This is a genomic window from Micromonospora sp. NPDC047557 (genome assembly GCF_043205095.1).
Classification (GTDB): Bacteria; Actinomycetota; Actinomycetes; order Mycobacteriales; family Micromonosporaceae; genus Micromonospora.
In genome coordinates this window covers 400464-417263 of sequence record NZ_JBIDDK010000004.1, presented here as the reverse complement: position 1 = coordinate 417263, position 16800 = coordinate 400464, and the positions used below count along the sequence as shown (strand labels likewise).

Sequence of the window (16800 nt, the reverse complement as noted above, 5' to 3'; positions counted from 1 at the left end):
GTCCACGTTTCCGTCCGGGGCGGGAAGTTCAGGGTCAGCTCCGGGGGGTGTCGGTCTAGCCGCGCTCCGTGAGAACGGGAAGAATTGCGGGATGGAGCAGCCGCACGACCTCACCGTGGAGGCCCCCCGAGCCTGGGACCGGCCCGCCGTCTCCGTCCCGGTTCTCCTCTGCCTGTCCCTCGTTGGCGGCCGGTTCGCGTCGTTCTCCACCGAGGCCAATCTCTACACGCTCGGCACCGGCGGCGTGTTGATCTGGCTCGGTCTGAGCAACCGGGTGCCCCGGCGGCCGGCGCCGCGTCGGCTGGGCCCGAAAGCGGCGTGGTGGGCACTGCCGGTGGTGGTCTTCGGGGTCTTCGAGGGCGCGACCTTCGTGTTGGCCGTGGGCGACGACTTCCCCACCTTCTCCCGGTTGGCCGACCCCTTGCTGGAGGATCATCTGACCCGGTCGGCGGCCTGGTTCGCCTGGCTGGCCGCGTTCTGGGGGCTGGTGCGGCGATGATGCGGGCGCTCGCGATCGGCGGTTTCCTCACCGCCCTGGCCCTGTTCGTCGGGGTCGAGTGGCTGGCCCGGCGGGAGGGCTCCCGCATACCGACCCTGGGCGAGGTCTGCGCGTACGTGATGCGCTACGAGGTCGGTTCGGTGCCGGTGGGCAGGATCGGTCTGTTCGGGTTCTGGTGGTGGCTGGGCTGGCACTTCCTGGCCCGCTGAGCCGGGCTGCCGACCGTCCAAATGGCGGGAACCGGGAGCAGCATGTGGACCTGAACGATAACTTGGGAGGCGGCCGGCATCACGTGGTGATGCAGGTCGTGGGCGGTGGTGCCACACCTCGCGCTGCCTCCCTCCAGGGTCGGACCGACCCGGGCTCACGCTGCCCAGTCGGCTGCTCCGGTAACCCCGGACCGCCGTGGGGCGCTCAGCACGACCGCCCGTGAGGGCTGCCGCGTGCCGGTGGCTCGCACCCTGGAAGGAGCGCCACCATGCCCAACAAGCCCAAGCCCGAGACCACCACCGACGACGCCCGCGAGCAGGCCCGCCGCGCGCTGCAGACGTCGATGGACACCCGCCAGTGAGCCAGTCCGCCGGGCGATGACGCCGCCGCTGGAGTAAGTCCTCGGCGGGATTGCGATCCTTACCGTCGTCGTGCCAGGATCGGCGGCGATGAGCCACCCTGCCACCACCGACCGATCCGCCTCGCCACGCCGCATCGCCGGCCTCGCGTTGCCAGCCCTCGTCGTCCTCGCCGCCGAGCCGCTCTACGTGCTCGTCGACACGGCCGTCGTCGGTCACCTCGGTCGGGTGCCGCTCGCGGCGCTCGCCGTCGGCGGCACGGTGATGACGCTCACCGCCTGGCTCGGCACCGTCGTCGCGTACGGCACCACCGGGCGGTCGGCCCGCCGCTTCGGCGCCGGCGACCGGGCGGCGGCCGTGGCCGAGGGAGTCCAGTCGTCGTGGCTCGCGTTCGGCGTCGGGCTGCTGGTCGCGATCGGCATGCAGATCGGCGGGGGCGCGCTGGCGCGTACCCTCGCCGGAGGTCCCGGCGACGTGGCCGACGCCGCCGCCGGGTGGCTGCGGATCGCGGCGCTCGGCGCCCCCGGCCTGCTGCTCGCCGCCGCCGGCAACGGCTGGCTGCGCGGCGTGCAGGACACCCGGCGGCCGCTGTTCTTCGTGCTCGGCCCCAACCTGCTCTCCGCGCTGCTCTGCCCGCTGCTGGTCTATCCGGGTGGGCTCGGCCTGACCGGTTCGGCGGTCGCCAACGTGGTCGCCCAGACCATCGCCGGTGGGCTCTTCGCCGCGGCGCTGGTCGCCGAACGGGTCTCGCTGCGGCCCCGACCCCGAGTGATCCGCCAGCAACTCGTGCTCAGTCGGGACCTGCTGATCCGGGGCGTGGCGTTCCAGGCCAGCTTCCTCTCCGCGACGGCCGTCGCCGCCCGCTTCGGCGCCGCCGCCGTCGGCGCACACCAGATCGCCCTGCAACTCTGGTTCTTCACGGCGCTGGTGCTCGACGCCCTCGCCATCGCCGCGCAGTCCCTGGTCGGTGCCGCGCTCGGCGCCGGTGACGCGGCGGACGCCCGCGCGCTGGCCCGCCGGATCGGCCTGCTCGGCGGCGTCTGCGGCGTCGCCTTCGCACTGCTCATCGCCGCCGGCGCCGGCGTCGTGCCGTCCTGGTTCAGCTCCGACGAGCAGGTACGCGAGCAGGCCATGGTGGCCTGGCCGTGGTTCGTCGCCATGCAGCCCCTGGCCGGGGTGGTGTTCGCGCTCGACGGCGTGCTGATCGGCGCGGGTGACGTCCGCTACCTGCGCAACCTCACCATCGTGGCGGCGCTGGGCGGTTTCCTGCCGGCCATCTGGCTGGCGTACGGGCTCGACCTGGGGCTGGGCGGCATCTGGGCCGGGCTCACCCTCTTCGTGGCGATCCGGCTGGTCGCCCTGCTGCTGCGCCTGCGCAGCGGCGCCTGGGCCGTGGTCGGCGCGATCCGCTGACGGCCCGCCCCCGGCTCAGCAGTCCTCGCCGTCGCCGGGACGCCAACCCGGGCCGTAGACGTCCCCGGTCGGCGCGGTGTTCGGCAGGCCCACCTCGGGCACCGTCTCCAGGTCGATCCGGCCCTTGCGGATCGCCGCGCACGTCGCGTTGAGCACCGTCACGTCGGCGCTGTCCACCCACAGCCCGGCCGAGCCTGCCCGCACGTCGTCGGAATGCGGCAGGTGCCACACGACCTGGTCCCGGAGGGTGACGAGTTCGGCGCCCGGGGCGTACGCCTGCGGGCGGGGCAGGTCGAAGGAGTAGACCCAGATGAACCGGGTGGTGATCGCCAGCACCCGGATCCCGTCGCTGTCGGTCGTCGATTGGTACTCCACGGTGCCGCTGGCCCGGATGCCGTCGGCGAGGTCGAGGTTCGGGTCGGCGGCGCGGTCGACCCGGGTGGCGTAGTTCAGGTTCGTCCCCTGCGTGAAGTCCGTGCGTAGGTCGGCGCGGGCGTCCGGGGCCAGCAGGGCGAGGAACTGGTCCGGATCGCCGAAGAGCATGGACGGGTCGAGTCGGCTCTGGATCAACGCCCCCTTGACCTTCGCCAACGCGTCACCGACCTGCTTGGCGGTGAACGGCGCGGCAGCCTTGGCGGCCGGGAGCGTGATGGCCGCCGCGCCCACGGCGAACGTCTCCGCCGGCGTGCCGACGAACGGTCCGAGGCTGTTGCCGCTCTCGTCGACCGGCCGGGGCGGCGCCGTGGAGGAGCCCCGACCCAGCAGCGGCTCCCCGTCGTGGATCCGCTGCACGGTGCTGTACCCGCTCCAGGCCAGCACGGCCAGCAGCACCAGGGCGACCAGTCCGCCGACGCCGCCGAGCAGCTTGCCCGCGTGCTGCTCCCAGCGCAGCCGCAGCCGATCAGCGCCGGTCACGGGGGTTTCGGTCGCCGGCCCCCGCATCCAGTCCGGCACCCGGATGTCGTCGGTCTCGCTGGCGACCGCGTACCGGTCGGTGGTCTGCGGTGGGCTGGCGGGGTCTTCGCTGGTCATCGTGTAGTCCTGGTTCGGCGGGAACGGGCGAGTGATCTTCGCATCCGGTCGACGGCGGCGCTGTCCCGTTCGACGCGCCCGGCAGCAGCCGGCACCAGGGCGCCGCCGTGGCGACAGCGGGCCTGGGTCGGTCGGAGGGGCGCCGGGCGACTCCGGTCGCCGAGAGGCTGTCTGGCAGGCTTGGGCGACGTGAGCACCGATGGTCTGATCGTGGTCGACAAGCCCGGCGGCATGACGTCGCACGACGTGGTGGCGCGGATCCGCCGGCTGGCGAAGACCCGCCGCGTCGGGCACGGCGGCACCCTCGACCCGATGGCCACCGGAGTCCTGGTGATCGGTGTGGGGCGGGCCACCCGACTGCTGACCTACGTGATCGGCGCGGGCAAGAGCTACACCGGCACGATCCGGCTCGGCCAGGCCACCGTCACCGACGACGCCGAGGGCGACGTGATCGCCAGCACCCCGGCCGGTCACGTCACCGACGCGGCCATCCACGCCGCGCTGACGGCCCTGACCGGGGAGGTCGACCAGGTGCCGAGCGCGGTCAGCGCCATCAAGATCGACGGTCAGCGGGCGTACAAGCGGGTGCGCGACGGCGAGAGCGTCGAGCTGCCGGCGCGGCGGGTCACCATCTCCCGGCTGGAGGTGCTGGCGATCCGCCGCACCGAGCCCGACGTGGTGGACGTGGACGTGGACGTCACCTGCTCCTCGGGGACGTACATCCGCGCCATCGCCCGGGACGCGGGCCTGGCGCTCGGCGTCGGTGGGCACCTCACCGCGCTGCGCCGGACCGCGGTGGGCGCCTTCACCCTCGCCGAGGCGGCCACGCTCGACGAGCTGGAGCAGCGCGCCCCGGCCGTGGTGAACCTGCCGCTGGACGCGGCGGCCGACCGGTTCTTCCCGCGCCGGGAGGCGACACCCGACGAGGCGAAGGTGCTCGGCCACGGCGGTCCGCTGGACCCGGCCGGCATCGCCGGGCCGTACGCCGTCTTCGGACCGACCGGCGGGCTGATCGCTATCGTCAGCGAGCGGGACGGGCGGGCCCGCGCGGAGATCGTGCTCGCCCCGGCCTGACGGCGGGACGCAGGTCCGCCAGCTTCCGGCCGGCGGTGTCGACCCGCCGACCAGCGGGACAGCAGGAGAGGAACGGCATGCAGCGGTGGCGGGGGTACGACGCGGCGCCCGGCGGCTGGGGGCGCTCGGTCGTCACCATCGGCGTCTTCGACGGCGTGCACAAGGGGCACCAGGCGACCATCGGCCACGCCGTGGCCCGGGCCCGGGAGCTGGGCGTGCAGTCGGTGGTGGTCACGTTCGACCCGCACCCGGCCGAGGTGGTCCGCCCCGGCTCGCACCCGGCCGTGCTCACCGAGCCGGCCCGCAAGGCGGAACTGATCGAGGCGCTCGGCGTGGACGTGCTCTGCGTGGTGCCGTTCACCCCGGAGTTCTCCCGGCTGCCGCCCGAGCAGTTCGTGCACGACATCCTGGTCGAGCACCTGCACGCGGCGCTGGTGGTGGTCGGCGGCAACTTCCGCTTCGGCCACCGCGCGGCGGGCGACGTGGCGCTGCTGGAGCGGCTGGGGAAGACCTTCGGCTTCGGGGTGGAGGGCGGCCCGCTGGTCGCCGAGGACGGCACGGTCTTCTCCTCCACGTACATCCGCTCCTGCGTCGACGCCGGTGACGTGGGCGCCGCGGCGGCCGCGCTGGGCCGCCCGCACCGGGTGGAGGGCGTGGTGGTCCGCGGTGACCAGCGCGGCCGGGTGCTGGGGTTCCCCACCGCGAACCTGCTCTGCCACCGCTACGCGGCGGTGCCCGCCGACGGGGTGTACGCCGCCCGCCTGATCCGTCGTGGTCAGTCCGAGCCGCTGATGTCCGCGGTGTCGGTCGGCACCAACCCGACCTTCTCCGGTCGGGAGCGGCGGGTGGAGGCGTACGCGCTGGATTTCGACGGCGACCTGTACGGCGAGCGGCTGGCCCTGGACTTCGTGGCGCACCTGCGCGGTCAGGTCCGGTACGACTCGATCGAGCCGTTGATCGCCCAGATCGAACAGGACGTCGCACGCACCCGGCGCGCTCTGAGCTGATCATCCACCGGGCCGCGCAGGCCCTTGGCCGGCTGTTACCCGTGGGTGCTGGTAGTCTTGCGGGGACGTCGGGTGACCGGCGTGGGGCCTCGCGTGCCTGCTCGACGCCGCGGGTGCGAGGTACCGGTCCGTTCCCGGTCCATCGGGACGACGGACACCTACTTGATCAACCCATCGAAACAGGGAGAACATGGCGCTCGACCAGGAAGCCAAGGCCAGCATCCGCGCGGAGTACGCGACCGCCGAGGGCGACACCGGTTCGCCGGAGGTCCAGGTCGCGGTCCTCACCAAGCGGATCGCCGAGCTGACCGAGCACCTGAAGGTGCACAAGCACGACCACCACAGCCGCCGTGGGCTGCTGCTGCTGGTCGGCCGTCGCCGTCGGCTGCTCAACTACGTCCAGAAGAAGGACATTGCCCGCTACCGGACGCTCATCGAGCGGCTCGGTCTGCGCCGGTGACGTGACGGGGGAGTGGCCCACCGGCCGCTCCCCCGATCGGCGTCCCACCTGAAGAACACGGGCCGCGCGACCAACCCGAGAGGGAGCCGGTCAGCGTACCGGTCTCCGGTAGTGGCCCCCGGGAACCCGGCAGTACGCCGGCCACCCGGGCGCTTCGATCGAAGACCGGCCGGCTGAGCAGCTCCCCGACGTCGCGGGCCCACGACGCGAAGGAGCACGACAGCACATGACCGAGACCAAACTCGGCACCGAATCCCGCACCGCCGTGATCGACAACGGGTCCTTCGGCACCCGCGAGATCACCTTCTCCACCGGTCGGCTGGCTCGCCAGGCCGCCGGTTCCGTCATCGCCCAGCTGGGCGAGACGGTGGTCCTCTCCGCCACCACCGCCGGTAAGCACCCGAAGGAGCAGTTCGACTTCTTCCCGCTGACCGTCGACGTCGAGGAGCGGATGTACGCGGCGGGCCGCATCCCCGGCTCGTTCTTCCGCCGTGAGGGTCGGCCCAGCGAGGACGCGATCCTCACCTGCCGCCTGATCGACCGGCCGCTGCGCCCGTCCTTCGTGAAGGGCCTGCGCAACGAGGTCCAGGTCGTCGAGACCATCCTCGCGCTCGACCCGCAGCACCCGTACGACGTGGTGGCCATCAACGCGGCCTCGATGTCGACCAAGCTCTCCGGCCTGCCGTTCTCCGGCCCGATCGGCGCGACCCGGGTCGCCCACATCGACGGCCAGTGGGTCGCCTTCCCGACCCTGGAGGAGCTGGCCCGCGCCACCTTCGACATGGTCGTGGCCGGCCGCACCCTCGACGACGGCGACGTCGCGATCATGATGGTCGAGGCCGAGGCCACCCCGAACGCCGTCGCCCTCATCTCGGCCGGTGCCACCGCCCCGACCGAGGAGATCGTCGCCAGCGGCCTGGAGGCCGCCAAGCCGGCGATCCGTGAGCTGTGCCGCGCGCAGAGCGAGCTGGCCGAGGTCGCCGCCAAGCCGGTCACCGAGTTCCCGGTCTTCCTGGACTACCAGGACGACGTGTACGACGCGGTCGCCGACCTGGCCCGCGGCGAGGTGGCCGAGGCGGTCACCATCGCCGGCAAGGCGGACCGCGAGGAAGCCCTGGACCGGGTCAAGGCCCGGGTCGCCGAGGAGTTGGGCGCTCGGTTCGAGGGTCGGGAGAAGGAGCTCAGCGCCGCCTTCCGCTCGCTGACCAAGTCCGAGGTGCGCAACCGCGTGCTGCGCGAGCAGGTCCGCATGGACGGCCGCGGCCCGCGCGACATCCGGCCGCTGACCGCCGAGGTCGGCGTGCTGCCCCGGGTGCACGGTTCGGCGCTGTTCGAGCGCGGCGAGACCCAGATCCTGGGTGTCACCACGCTGAACATGCTCCGCATGGAGCAGATGGTGGACACGCTGTCCCCGGAGAACCGCAAGCGCTACATGCACAACTACAACTTCCCGCCGTACTCGACCGGTGAGACCGGCCGGGTCGGCTCGCCGAAGCGGCGCGAGATCGGCCACGGTGCGCTCGCCGAGCGTGCGCTGATCCCGGTGCTGCCGTCGCGCGAGGAGTTCCCGTACGCCATCCGGCAGGTCTCCGAGGCGCTCGGCTCCAACGGCTCCACCTCGATGGGCTCGGTCTGCGCGTCGACGCTCGGCCTGCTCTCCGCGGGTGTGCCGCTGAAGGCGCCGGTCGCCGGCATCGCCATGGGGCTCATCTCGGACGAGGTGGACGGGAAGACGCAGTACGTGACGCTTACCGACATCCTCGGCGCCGAGGACGCGTTCGGTGACATGGACTTCAAGGTCGCCGGCACGCCGGAGTTCGTCACCGCGCTGCAGCTCGACACCAAGCTCAACGGCATCCCGTCGGACGTGCTGGCCGCCGCGCTGCAGCAGGCGAACGAGGCCCGGCAGATCATCCTCGGTGTCATGCGGGCCGCGATCGAGGCTCCGGCCGAGATGTCGGACTACGCGCCGCGGGTCACCACCGTCAAGATCCCGGTGGACAAGATCGGCATGGTGATCGGCCCGAAGGGTCAGACCATCAACGCGATCCAGGACGAGACCGGCGCCGAGATCTCCATCGAGGACGACGGCACGATCTACGTCGGCGCCACCAACGGCCCGTCGGCCCAGGCGGCCGTCGACCGGATCAACGGGATCGCCAACCCGACCCTGCCGAAGGTGGGGGAGCGGTTCCTCGGCACGGTGGTCAAGACGGCCGCGTTCGGCGCGTTCGTCTCGCTGCTGCCGGGCCGTGACGGTCTGCTGCACATCTCCAAGGTGGGCGACGGCAAGCGGGTCGAGCGCGTTGAGGACTTCCTCAACGTCGGTGACCGGGTCGAGGTCGAGATCGCGGACATCGACGCCCGCGGCAAGATCTACCTGGACAAGGTCCGGCCGGAGGGCACCGAGGCGCCGGCCGCCGGCGAGGCTGCCGGTGGCGACCGGCCGGCCGGTCGGGACCGGGGCGGCGACCGGGGTCCGCGTGACCGTGGCGACCGTGAGCGCGGCGGCGACCGTGGCGGGCGTGGCCCGGAGCGCGGCGACAACCGTGGCGAGGGTGGCGGCGGCGAGGGTGGTGGCGAGGGCGGCGAGCGTCCGCGCCGCCGGACCCGGCACAGCTGATCGTCGTACACCGCATCACCCACCCCTCGTCGAACCGGGAGCAACACGTGAGTCGGGCCTTCAGTGCGCCGTTTCCACCGGATCGACGGGGGGTGGCCGCGTCTCGGGACACCGGGGCGGGCCGCTCCGGCGGCGCCGCTCGCGCGGTGACCCGGACGCTCAGCGACGACCCGTTGGGCGGCACGGTACGTCGTACCGTGCTGCCCAGCGGCCTGCGCGTGCTCACCGAGGCGATCCCGGCGATGCGCAGCGTGTCCTTCGGCATCTGGGTGGCGGTGGGTTCGCGGGACGAGACCCGTCCGCAGGCCGGCGCCGCGCACTTCCTGGAGCACCTGCTCTTCAAGGGCACCCACAAGCGCACCGCCCTGGAGATCTCCTCGCAGATCGAGGCGGTGGGTGGCGAGACGAACGCCTTCACGACGAAGGAATACACCTGCTACTACGCCCGCGTGCTGGACGAGGACCTGCCGCTGGCGATCGACGTGATGTGCGACCTGGTCGCCGACTCGCTGCTGGAGCCGGCCGACGTGGAGACCGAGCGTGGCGTGATCCTGGAGGAGATCGCCATGCACGACGACGAACCCGGTGACGAGGTGCACGACCTCTTCGCCCGGGCCGTCTACGGCGACCACCCGCTGGGCCGACTGATCTCCGGCACCGAGGAGACCGTCACGCCGATGACCCGCAGGCAGATCCAGTCCTTCTACCGGGGTCACTACACCGCGCCGCAGATCGTCATCGCCGCCGCCGGCAACCTCGACCACGCCGCGGTGGTCAAGCTGGTCCGGCAGGCCGTGCGCGGCACGCCCCTGGACAGCGACCCGGCCACACCGGCCGCACACCGCGCGGCCACTCCGGCGGTACGCACCAAGCCGGCCACCACCCTGGTCGAGCCGAAGGAGACCGAGCAGGCGCACGTCCTGCTGGGCTGCCCCGGCATCGACCGCACCGACGACCGGCGCTTCGCCCTCGGGGTGCTCAACAACGTCCTCGGCGGGGGCATGTCCAGCCGCCTCTTCCAGGAGATCCGTGAGCAGCGCGGTCTGGCGTACTCGGTCTACTCCTACGCCAGCCAGTACGCCGACAGCGGCCTGTTCGCCGTCTACGCGGGCTGCGCGCCGGGCAAGGTGGACGAGGTGCTGGCCCTGACCCGCGCCGAGCTGGCCCGGGTGGCCGCCGACGGGTTGACCGAGGCCGAGGTGGCCCGGGGCAAGGGGATGAGCAAGGGCTCGTTCGTGCTCGGCCTGGAGGACACCGGCTCCCGGATGAGCAGACTGGCCAAGGGCGAGCTGCTCTACGGCGACCTGATGCCGGTGGACGAGCTGCTCCGCCGGGTCGACGAGGTAAGCGTCGCGGACGTGAACACCCTCGCCGCCGAGCTGCTCAGCCGGCCGATGTCGCTGGCCGTGGTCGGCCCGTTCGGCGAGGGCGACTTCTCCGCCTGACGGCCGTCGCCCCGCAGGGCCGAGGGCACGTCCCGGTCGGTGGAGCGGACCGGATCCGGCGGCGGTGGCACGTCCCGATTGGGATAGGTTGTGCCGCGTGACTGACGAGCAGGAGATGACCCGCGTCGGCGTGTTCGGTGCCCGCGGCCGGATGGGCATCGAGGTCTGCAAGGCGGTCGACGCCGCCGACGACCTCGAACTGATGGCGTCGATCGACCAGGGCGACAGCCGTTCCGCCGTCTCCGGCGCCGACGTGGTCGTCGACTTCACCACGCCGGACGTCGTCATGGACAATCTCAAGTGGTGCATCGAGCAGGGCATCAGCGCGGTGGTCGGCACGACCGGCTTCACCGAGCAGCGGCTGGAGCAGGTGCGCGGCTGGCTCGCCGAGAAGCCGGGCGTCGGCGTGGTCATCGCCCCGAACTTCGGCATCGGCGCGGTGCTGATGATGCAGTTCGCCGCGCGGGCCGCCCGGCACTTCGAGTCCGTCGAGATCATCGAGCAGCACCACCCGCGCAAGCTGGACGCCCCGAGCGGCACCGCCACGCACACCGCCCGGAAGATCGCCCAGGCTCGCGCCGAGGCCGGTCTCGGCCCAGTGCCGGACGCCACCAAGGACGAGGTGGCGGGTGCGCGCGGCGCCGACATCGACGGGGTACGCGTCCACGCGGTGCGCGCCACCGGCCTGGTCGCCCACCAGGAGGTGCTCTTCGGGGGCACCGGCGAGACGCTGACCATCCGGCACGACTCGTACGACCGGGTGTCCTTCATGCCGGGCGTGCTGCTGGCCGTCCGCGCGGTGCGCAACCGCCCCGGCCTCACGGTGGGCCTGGACCCCCTCCTCGACTGAGAGCAACCCCGGCTTCGCCGAGCGGTACAGATCTTGGACAGTTTCCGTTCGGTTGAAACGGAAACTGTCCAAGATCTCGACGGCCGGCCGGACCAGAGGGCGCGCGTCAGCGGCGGACGGGGGTCTGGGGGCGGCGCTGGGTGGGAATGGCCCGGGTCAGGGAGGCCGGGAGACCGTCGAGGGTGGAGTCGCCGGTGCGGTCCACCGTGACGTTCACCGAGGCGCCGGCCACGCGGAGGCCGGTGGCACTCACGGCGCCCAGTTTGGGGCCGGCCAGCGGGGTCAGCCGGACCGTGCCGCCCGGCACGTCGGGGTAGAGGCCCGTCGCGGCCTGGAGCAGCAGCACCGCACCCGCCGCGGCCCACGCCTGGGGCCGGCACGCCGCCGGGTACGGCACCGGGCGGTTGAGCAGTGCCCGGTCGTCGCCGCCGTGCAGCTCCGGCATCCGGTAGTCGAACGCCTCGGCCGCCGTGAGCAGCCCCTCGGCCAGGCCGAGCGCGGCGTCGCGGTGCCCCGCGCGGGCCAGCCCGGCGAGCACGATCGCGGTGTCGTGGGTCCAGATCGAACCGCAGTGGTACGACAGCGGGCTGAAGCCGGCGTCGTCGGTGGACATCGTCCGTAGTCCGAAGCCGCCGGCCAGCGTGTCGGTGGTGAGCAGGCGGGCGACCTGAGCCTCCTCGTCGATGGTGAGCAGGCCGGTGCCGAGCAGGTGACCGATGTTGCTGGTCAGCGAGTCGACGGGACGCTTGTCCCGGTCCAGGGCCAGGGCGGGCTGCGGGCCGTACCGGCCGTCGACCCAGAAGCTGTCCCGGAACCGGTCGGCCAGCGTGGCGGCGTGCTCGCGCCAGCGATCCCCGCCGGGGCGGCCGAAGGCGTCCAGCAGGGCGGCGCCGTTCACCGCCGCCTCGTGCGCGTACCCCTGCACCTCGGCCAGCACGATGGGCGCGGTGGCCAGGGAGCCGTCGTGGAACCGTACGGCGTCGCCGGAGTCCTTCCAGCCCTGGTTGGACAGCCCGTGGCCGGTGGTGTCGATGTACTCGACGAGGCCGTCGCCGTCGGGGTCGGCGTGCTCGCCGAGCCAGCGCAGGGCGGCCTCCAGGTGTGGCAGCAGCGGCTCGACCTGCTCGGCCGGCAGGCCCCAGCGCCACGCGTCGTGCAGCAGGTTGACCCAGAGCATGGTGGCGTCGACGGTGCCGTAGTAGGCCGGCGGGAGGCGCAGCCCGTTCCCGGGCAACGCGAACTCCTGCCCGCGCAGCTCGTGCAGGATCTTGCCGGGGGCCTCCCCGGTGGCCGGGTCGACGCGGGTGCCCTGGCGGCGGGCGAGCACGCGCAGGGTGCCGGCGGCCAGGTCGGTGCCGAGCGGCAGCATCATCCGGGCGGCCCAGAGGCTGTCCCGGCCGAACAGGGTGAGGAACCAGGGGACTCCGGCGCCGAGGAAGACGTCCCCGGGCGCGCCGGTCTCGGCCAGGCGTAGCCCGCGCAGGTCGTCCAGGCTGCGGTCGAGGAAGCGGACCAGCCGTCGGTCGTCGGCGGTCACCTCGGGTCGGGCCCACTCCGGTTCGCCGGCCGGGCCGATCACCACGGCGTGCGGGTCCTCGACGGTGAGCTGCCAGCGCAGCACCGTCTCGCCTCCGGGGGGCAGGTCGATCGGCCAGGCCAGCCGCGGCGCGGTGGCCCGTTCGTCGGCGGCGAGCACGTCGGCGTCGGGCGCGGTGACGGTGACGGTGATCCCGTCGGCCGACCAGGTGAGCAGGCCCGGCTGGCCGGTCTTGGCCTCCAGCGGCGCGGCGGCGCCACCGGACTTGACCACCTCGATGGGCGCCAGGTCGCAGCCGAGGTCGACGCTCACCGTGGCCCGTACGCCGACCGTGGCGGTGGAGACGATCCGTAGCTCCTCGGTGAGGCCGTTGCGAGTGGCCCGGCGGAGCCGGTCGACGCGGACGGTGGGGTCGGGCGTGGGATCGCCGAGCCAGCGGGCCAGGCCCACGAAGCGGGCGCCGTGCGGGCCGTCCGCGCCGCGGGTCAGCCCCTCCAACTCCTGGTCGTCGACCCGCAGCTCGGCCCGGGAGAGCACGCGGGCGTCGGCGTAAAAGACGCCCTGGACGCCGGCCGGGCGGATCTGCCCGGTCGCGTCCCCCAGCGCACTGGTCGGGGCGAGCACCACCGGAACCAACTCGTGCAGGAGGGGTTGCAGCTGGCGTTCGATCACGGTGCGGCTCCAGATCTCGGGGGTGCGGGGCGGACATCTTGACAACGCGCCCCTGGCGGTGCAAAGTGCGAAACATTCCAGAAACTTGAACGATCTAATCCTGCACTATCCGAATTGGATCGTTCAAGACGGCGAGAGGGATTAAGTGCCCGAGAAGGTAACCATTGCGACGGTGGCCCGGCACGCCCGAGTAAGCCGGCAGACGGTCTCCAACGTGCTCAACGCGCCGCACATCGTGCGGCAGGAGACCCGCCAGCGGGTCGAGGACGCGATCAGCGCACTCGGCTACCGGGCCAACCAGGCGGCCCGACAGATGCGCACCGGCCGGTCCCGACTCATCGCCGCCCGGATCGAACCCACCCGCGACGGCATCAACGGCTCCGTTCTCGACCGCTTCCTGCACGGCCTCACCGAGACCGCCGACGCCGCAGGCTACCGGGTGCTGCTCTACACCGCCACCGACGACGAGCGGGAGATCGCCACCTACGACGACCTGCTCGGCACGTACGAGCTGGACGCGTTCGTGCTCGTCGGCACCAAGTACGGCGACCCGCGTACCGCCTGGCTCGCCGACCGGGACGTGCCGTTCGTGACCTTCGGCCGCCCGTGGGACGCGCTCGACGCGCACCCCTGGGTCGACGTGGACGGCGCCGCCGGCACCGCCGCCGCCACCCGGCACCTGCTCGACGCCGGGCACCGGCGGATCGCGTTCATCGGCTGGCCCCTCGGGTCCGGTGTGGGCGACGACCGCCGGGGCGGCTGGCACGACGCGCTGCGCGCCGCCGGTGTCGACCCGACCGGGTTGCACCGCGAAACCGAGGACGGCATCGCCGAGGGCGAACGGCTCACTCGGGACCTGCTCGCCGCCGAGGCGCCGACCGCCGTGCTCTGCGCCAGCGACTCGCTCGCCCTCGGCGCGCTGCAGGCGATCCGGGGCACCGACCCGCCGGTGTCGGTGATCGGCTTCGACGACACGCCGGTCGCCGCCGCGGTGGGGCTGACCAGCGTCAGCCAACCGCTCGGCGAGGCCGCCGCCCGCTGCGTGGACCTGCTCACCGGGGTCCTCGACGGCAACCACGAGACCCCCACCCACGTGCTGCTCCAGCCCTCGCTGGCGCTTCGGCACACCGCGTAGTCCCATCCCCCACCAGGAGAGAACCCCATGGCACCTCGAAACCTCACCCGGGCGGCGGTGGCCGGCCTCGCCGCCGTCGCCCTTCTCGGTTCCGCGGCCTGCGGCAGCGGCTTCGACGACTCGTCCGGCGACGCCGCCCAGTCCAGCGGACCGGCCAGCCTGCAGATCCTGATCGGATCCTCCGGCGAAGCCGAGACCAAGGCCGTGCAGGACGCCGCGGCGAAGTGGGCCAGCGGCTCCGGCAACACCGCCACGGTCACCCCTGCGCAGGACCTCACCCAGCAGCTCGGCCAGGGCCTCGCCGGCGGCACCCCGCCGGACGTCTTCTACGTCGACGCGGCCCGCTTCGCCGACTACGCGAGCGTCGGCGCGCTGGAGCCGTACGGCGACAAAATCTCCAACCCGGACGACTTCTACGAGAGCCTGCGCACCACGTTCTCGTACGACGGCAAGCTCTACTGCGCGCCCAAGGACTTCTCCACCCTGGCCCTGCAGATCAACACCGACCTGTGGGCGAAGGCCGGACTGACCGACGCCGACGTGCCGACCACCTGGGACCAGCTCACCGCGACCGCCCAGAAGATCAAGGCGAAGGGGCAGGTCCCCCTGGCGCTCGGCGACACCCGGGACCGGATCGGCGCCTTCCTGGTGCAGAACGGCGGCTGGCTGCTGAGCAAGGACGGCAAGCAGCCGACCGCCGACACCCCGGAGAACCTGGCCGCCCTCCAGTACGTCAAGTCCCTGCTCACCTCGGGCTTGGCCAAGTACCCGAAGCAGCTCGACTCGGGCTGGTCCGGTGAGGCGTTCGGCAAGGGCAAGGCCGTGATGACGATCGAGGGCAACTGGATCAAGGGCGCGCTGCAGAACGACTTCCCGAACGTGAAGTACAAGGTCGTGGCGCTGCCGGCCGGCCCGAAGGGGCAGGGCACGCTTTCCTTCACCCAGTGCTGGGGCATCGCGGCGAAGAGCAAGTACAAGGACCAGGCCATCAAGTTCGTCGAGGCGATGACCAGCGGCGAGCAGCAGCTGACGTTCGCAAAGGCGGTCGGTGTCATGCCGTCGCGGCAGTCGGTGCGCGACCAGTACACGGCCGCCTCCCCGGCCGACAAGGTGTTCATCGAGGGCGCCGCGTACGCCCAGGGCCCGGTGAACGCGCCGAAGATGGACAGCGTCCTCAAGGACCTGGACACCGGTCTGCAGAGCCTGGCCAACGGCGACCCGAAGACTGTGCTGCAGAACTTCGACAAGAACGCCAAGGCGGCGCTCGGCGGCAGCTGAGGTGACGGCGGGGGTCCCGACAGCGAGCGGGGCCCCCGTCCGCACCTCCGGCCCGGAAGGGCCCGAGAGAGGGAGGGAGGGGAGATGGCAACCGAGACACTGACCGCCGTGGCCACCGCGCCCGGGACGAGCCCCCGGCGACGGCGGGGTGGCGTCCGCGGCAACGAGAACCTCGCCGGCTGGCTCTTCGTCGCACCGGTGATCGTCATCCTGGGGCTGTTCCTGCTGCTGCCGATCCTGATGGCGCTCTGGGTCAGCCTGACCGACTGGAACGGGCAGGGCAGCCCGTTCACCGGCGACGTCCCGTTCGTCGGCGCGCACAACTACACCCAGTTGTTCACCGAGGACGGGCTGGCCCGCCGCGACTTCATGACCAGCATCCGCAACAACATCTACTACGTGGCGATCGTGGTGCCGGCGCAGACCGTGCTCGCGCTCGGGCTGGCGCTGGTGGTCAACAACCGGATGCTCAAGGGCAAGAGCTTCTTCCGCAGCGCGTTCTACTTCCCCTCGGTCACCAGCTCGGTCGCGATCAGCGTGGTGTTCCTGTTCCTCTTCGCCAACTCCGGCGCGGTGAACGCGCTGCTCGGCTTCCTCGGGATCGACGGCCCGGAGTGGTTCGCCGACTCCCGGGGCGTGCTGCACCTGCTCTTCGGCGCGGTCGGCGTCGACTCGCCCCCGGCGGCGCTCACCGACGGCGGCCCGTTCGGGCTGAGCTGGTGGGACTGGCTGGCCGGCCCCAGCGTGGCGATGATCTCGATCATCACGTTGGTCATCTGGACCACCTCCGGCACGTTCATGCTGATGTTCCTGGCCGGCCTGCAGAACGTGCCGGTGACGCTGGACGAGGCCAGCACGCTCGACGGAGCCTCGGCCTGGCAGCGGTTCCGCTACGTCACCCTGCCGATGATCAGGCCGACCACCTTCCTGGTGCTCACCCTCGGCATGATCGGCTCCTGGCAGGTCTTCGACCAGGTGTACGTCATGAGCCAGGGCGACCCGGCCAAGACCACCGTCACCCCGGCGTACCTGTCGTACCGGACCGCGTTCCGGGACTTCGACTACGGCTCCGGCGCGGCGATCTCGTTCGTGCTGTTCCTGATCATCATCGTGCTCACGCTGATCCAGCGTCGGGCGCTCGCCGAGCGGGACACCGACCGGCCGCGCCGCGGCTGGCGGCGTCGGCGCGTACCGGAGAGGTCCTGA

Annotated in this window: 14 protein-coding genes; 12 read left to right on the top strand and 2 right to left on the bottom strand. The window is 72.4% G+C overall.

All coding sequences use genetic code 11. The features are described from left to right. The first annotated feature begins 91 nt into the window (after positions 1 to 91). The 3 genes from ACGGAQ_RS14700 to ACGGAQ_RS14690 all read left to right on the top strand — a co-directional run bounded on the left by ACGGAQ_RS14700 (position 92) and on the right by ACGGAQ_RS14690 (position 2481). Positions 92 to 499, top strand: a complete 408-nt coding sequence (locus tag ACGGAQ_RS14700) for a hypothetical protein (RefSeq protein ID WP_393048743.1) — start codon at positions 92 to 94, stop codon at positions 497 to 499. Beyond that, entirely contained in the window at positions 499 to 708 is a 210-nt protein-coding gene (locus ACGGAQ_RS14695; RefSeq protein ID WP_234588302.1) for a DUF6186 family protein, read from the top strand. The genes ACGGAQ_RS14700 and ACGGAQ_RS14695 overlap by 1 nt, the downstream gene beginning before the upstream one ends. 450 nt (positions 709 to 1158) lie before the next feature. Beyond that, positions 1159 to 2481 carry an MATE family efflux transporter gene (locus ACGGAQ_RS14690; protein ID WP_393048740.1) on the top strand — a complete coding sequence of 441 codons (1323 nt, stop codon included), beginning with the start codon at positions 1159 to 1161 and terminating at the stop codon, positions 2479 to 2481. A 15-nt stretch (positions 2482 to 2496) separates the two neighbouring features. Here the strand turns inward: ACGGAQ_RS14690 and ACGGAQ_RS14685 are convergent, their stop codons facing one another. Next, the gene (locus ACGGAQ_RS14685) at positions 2497 to 3513 is read right to left on the bottom strand and encodes a hypothetical protein (RefSeq protein ID WP_393048738.1); all 1017 of its coding nucleotides are present in this window, start codon (positions 3511 to 3513) and stop codon (positions 2497 to 2499) included. A gap of 189 nt (positions 3514 to 3702) precedes the next feature. Here ACGGAQ_RS14685 and truB point away from each other — a divergent pair, with 189 nt between their 5' ends. The 6 genes from truB to dapB all read left to right on the top strand — a co-directional run bounded on the left by truB (position 3703) and on the right by dapB (position 10972). Then, positions 3703 to 4587 carry a tRNA pseudouridine(55) synthase TruB gene (gene truB / locus ACGGAQ_RS14680; protein ID WP_393048735.1) on the top strand — a complete coding sequence of 295 codons (885 nt, stop codon included), beginning with the start codon at positions 3703 to 3705 and terminating at the stop codon, positions 4585 to 4587. Positions 4588 to 4664: 77 nt separating this feature from the next. Continuing rightward, on the top strand, positions 4665 to 5594 hold the full coding sequence (locus ACGGAQ_RS14675; protein ID WP_354857671.1) for a bifunctional riboflavin kinase/FAD synthetase: 930 nt from the start codon (positions 4665 to 4667) through the stop codon (positions 5592 to 5594). Between the two features lie 190 nt (positions 5595 to 5784). Continuing rightward, on the top strand, positions 5785 to 6054 hold the full coding sequence (gene rpsO, locus ACGGAQ_RS14670) for a 30S ribosomal protein S15 (RefSeq protein WP_007456699.1): 270 nt from the start codon (positions 5785 to 5787) through the stop codon (positions 6052 to 6054). 226 nt (positions 6055 to 6280) lie between these two features. After that, entirely contained in the window at positions 6281 to 8677 is a 2397-nt protein-coding gene (locus ACGGAQ_RS14665; protein WP_393048731.1) for a polyribonucleotide nucleotidyltransferase, read from the top strand. Between the two features lie 47 nt (positions 8678 to 8724). Then, positions 8725 to 10122: a M16 family metallopeptidase gene (locus tag ACGGAQ_RS14660; RefSeq protein ID WP_393048728.1), complete on the top strand. Its 1398-nt coding sequence runs from the start codon at positions 8725 to 8727 to the stop codon at positions 10120 to 10122. 97 nt (positions 10123 to 10219) lie between these two features. Further along, positions 10220 to 10972, top strand: a complete 753-nt coding sequence (dapB, locus tag ACGGAQ_RS14655; RefSeq protein WP_393048725.1) for a 4-hydroxy-tetrahydrodipicolinate reductase — start codon at positions 10220 to 10222, stop codon at positions 10970 to 10972. A 106-nt stretch (positions 10973 to 11078) separates the two neighbouring features. On the opposite strand, the gene ACGGAQ_RS14650 is transcribed toward dapB, so the two are convergent. Beyond that, the gene (locus tag ACGGAQ_RS14650; protein WP_393048722.1) at positions 11079 to 13181 is read right to left on the bottom strand and encodes a glycogen debranching N-terminal domain-containing protein; all 2103 of its coding nucleotides are present in this window, start codon (positions 13179 to 13181) and stop codon (positions 11079 to 11081) included. Positions 13182 to 13326: 145 nt separating this feature from the next. Here ACGGAQ_RS14650 and ACGGAQ_RS14645 point away from each other — a divergent pair, with 145 nt between their 5' ends. The 3 genes from ACGGAQ_RS14645 to ACGGAQ_RS14635 all read left to right on the top strand — a co-directional run bounded on the left by ACGGAQ_RS14645 (position 13327) and on the right by ACGGAQ_RS14635 (position 16800). After that, complete coding sequence (locus ACGGAQ_RS14645) at positions 13327 to 14316, top strand: LacI family DNA-binding transcriptional regulator (RefSeq protein ID WP_393048719.1); 990 nt, start codon at positions 13327 to 13329, stop codon at positions 14314 to 14316. 27 nt (positions 14317 to 14343) lie between these two features. Continuing rightward, on the top strand, positions 14344 to 15594 hold the full coding sequence (locus ACGGAQ_RS14640) for an extracellular solute-binding protein (RefSeq protein WP_393048716.1): 1251 nt from the start codon (positions 14344 to 14346) through the stop codon (positions 15592 to 15594). A gap of 84 nt (positions 15595 to 15678) precedes the next feature. Next, a complete protein-coding gene (locus ACGGAQ_RS14635) occupies positions 15679 to 16800 on the top strand; it encodes a carbohydrate ABC transporter permease (RefSeq protein ID WP_393048713.1) in 1122 nt (373 codons plus the stop codon).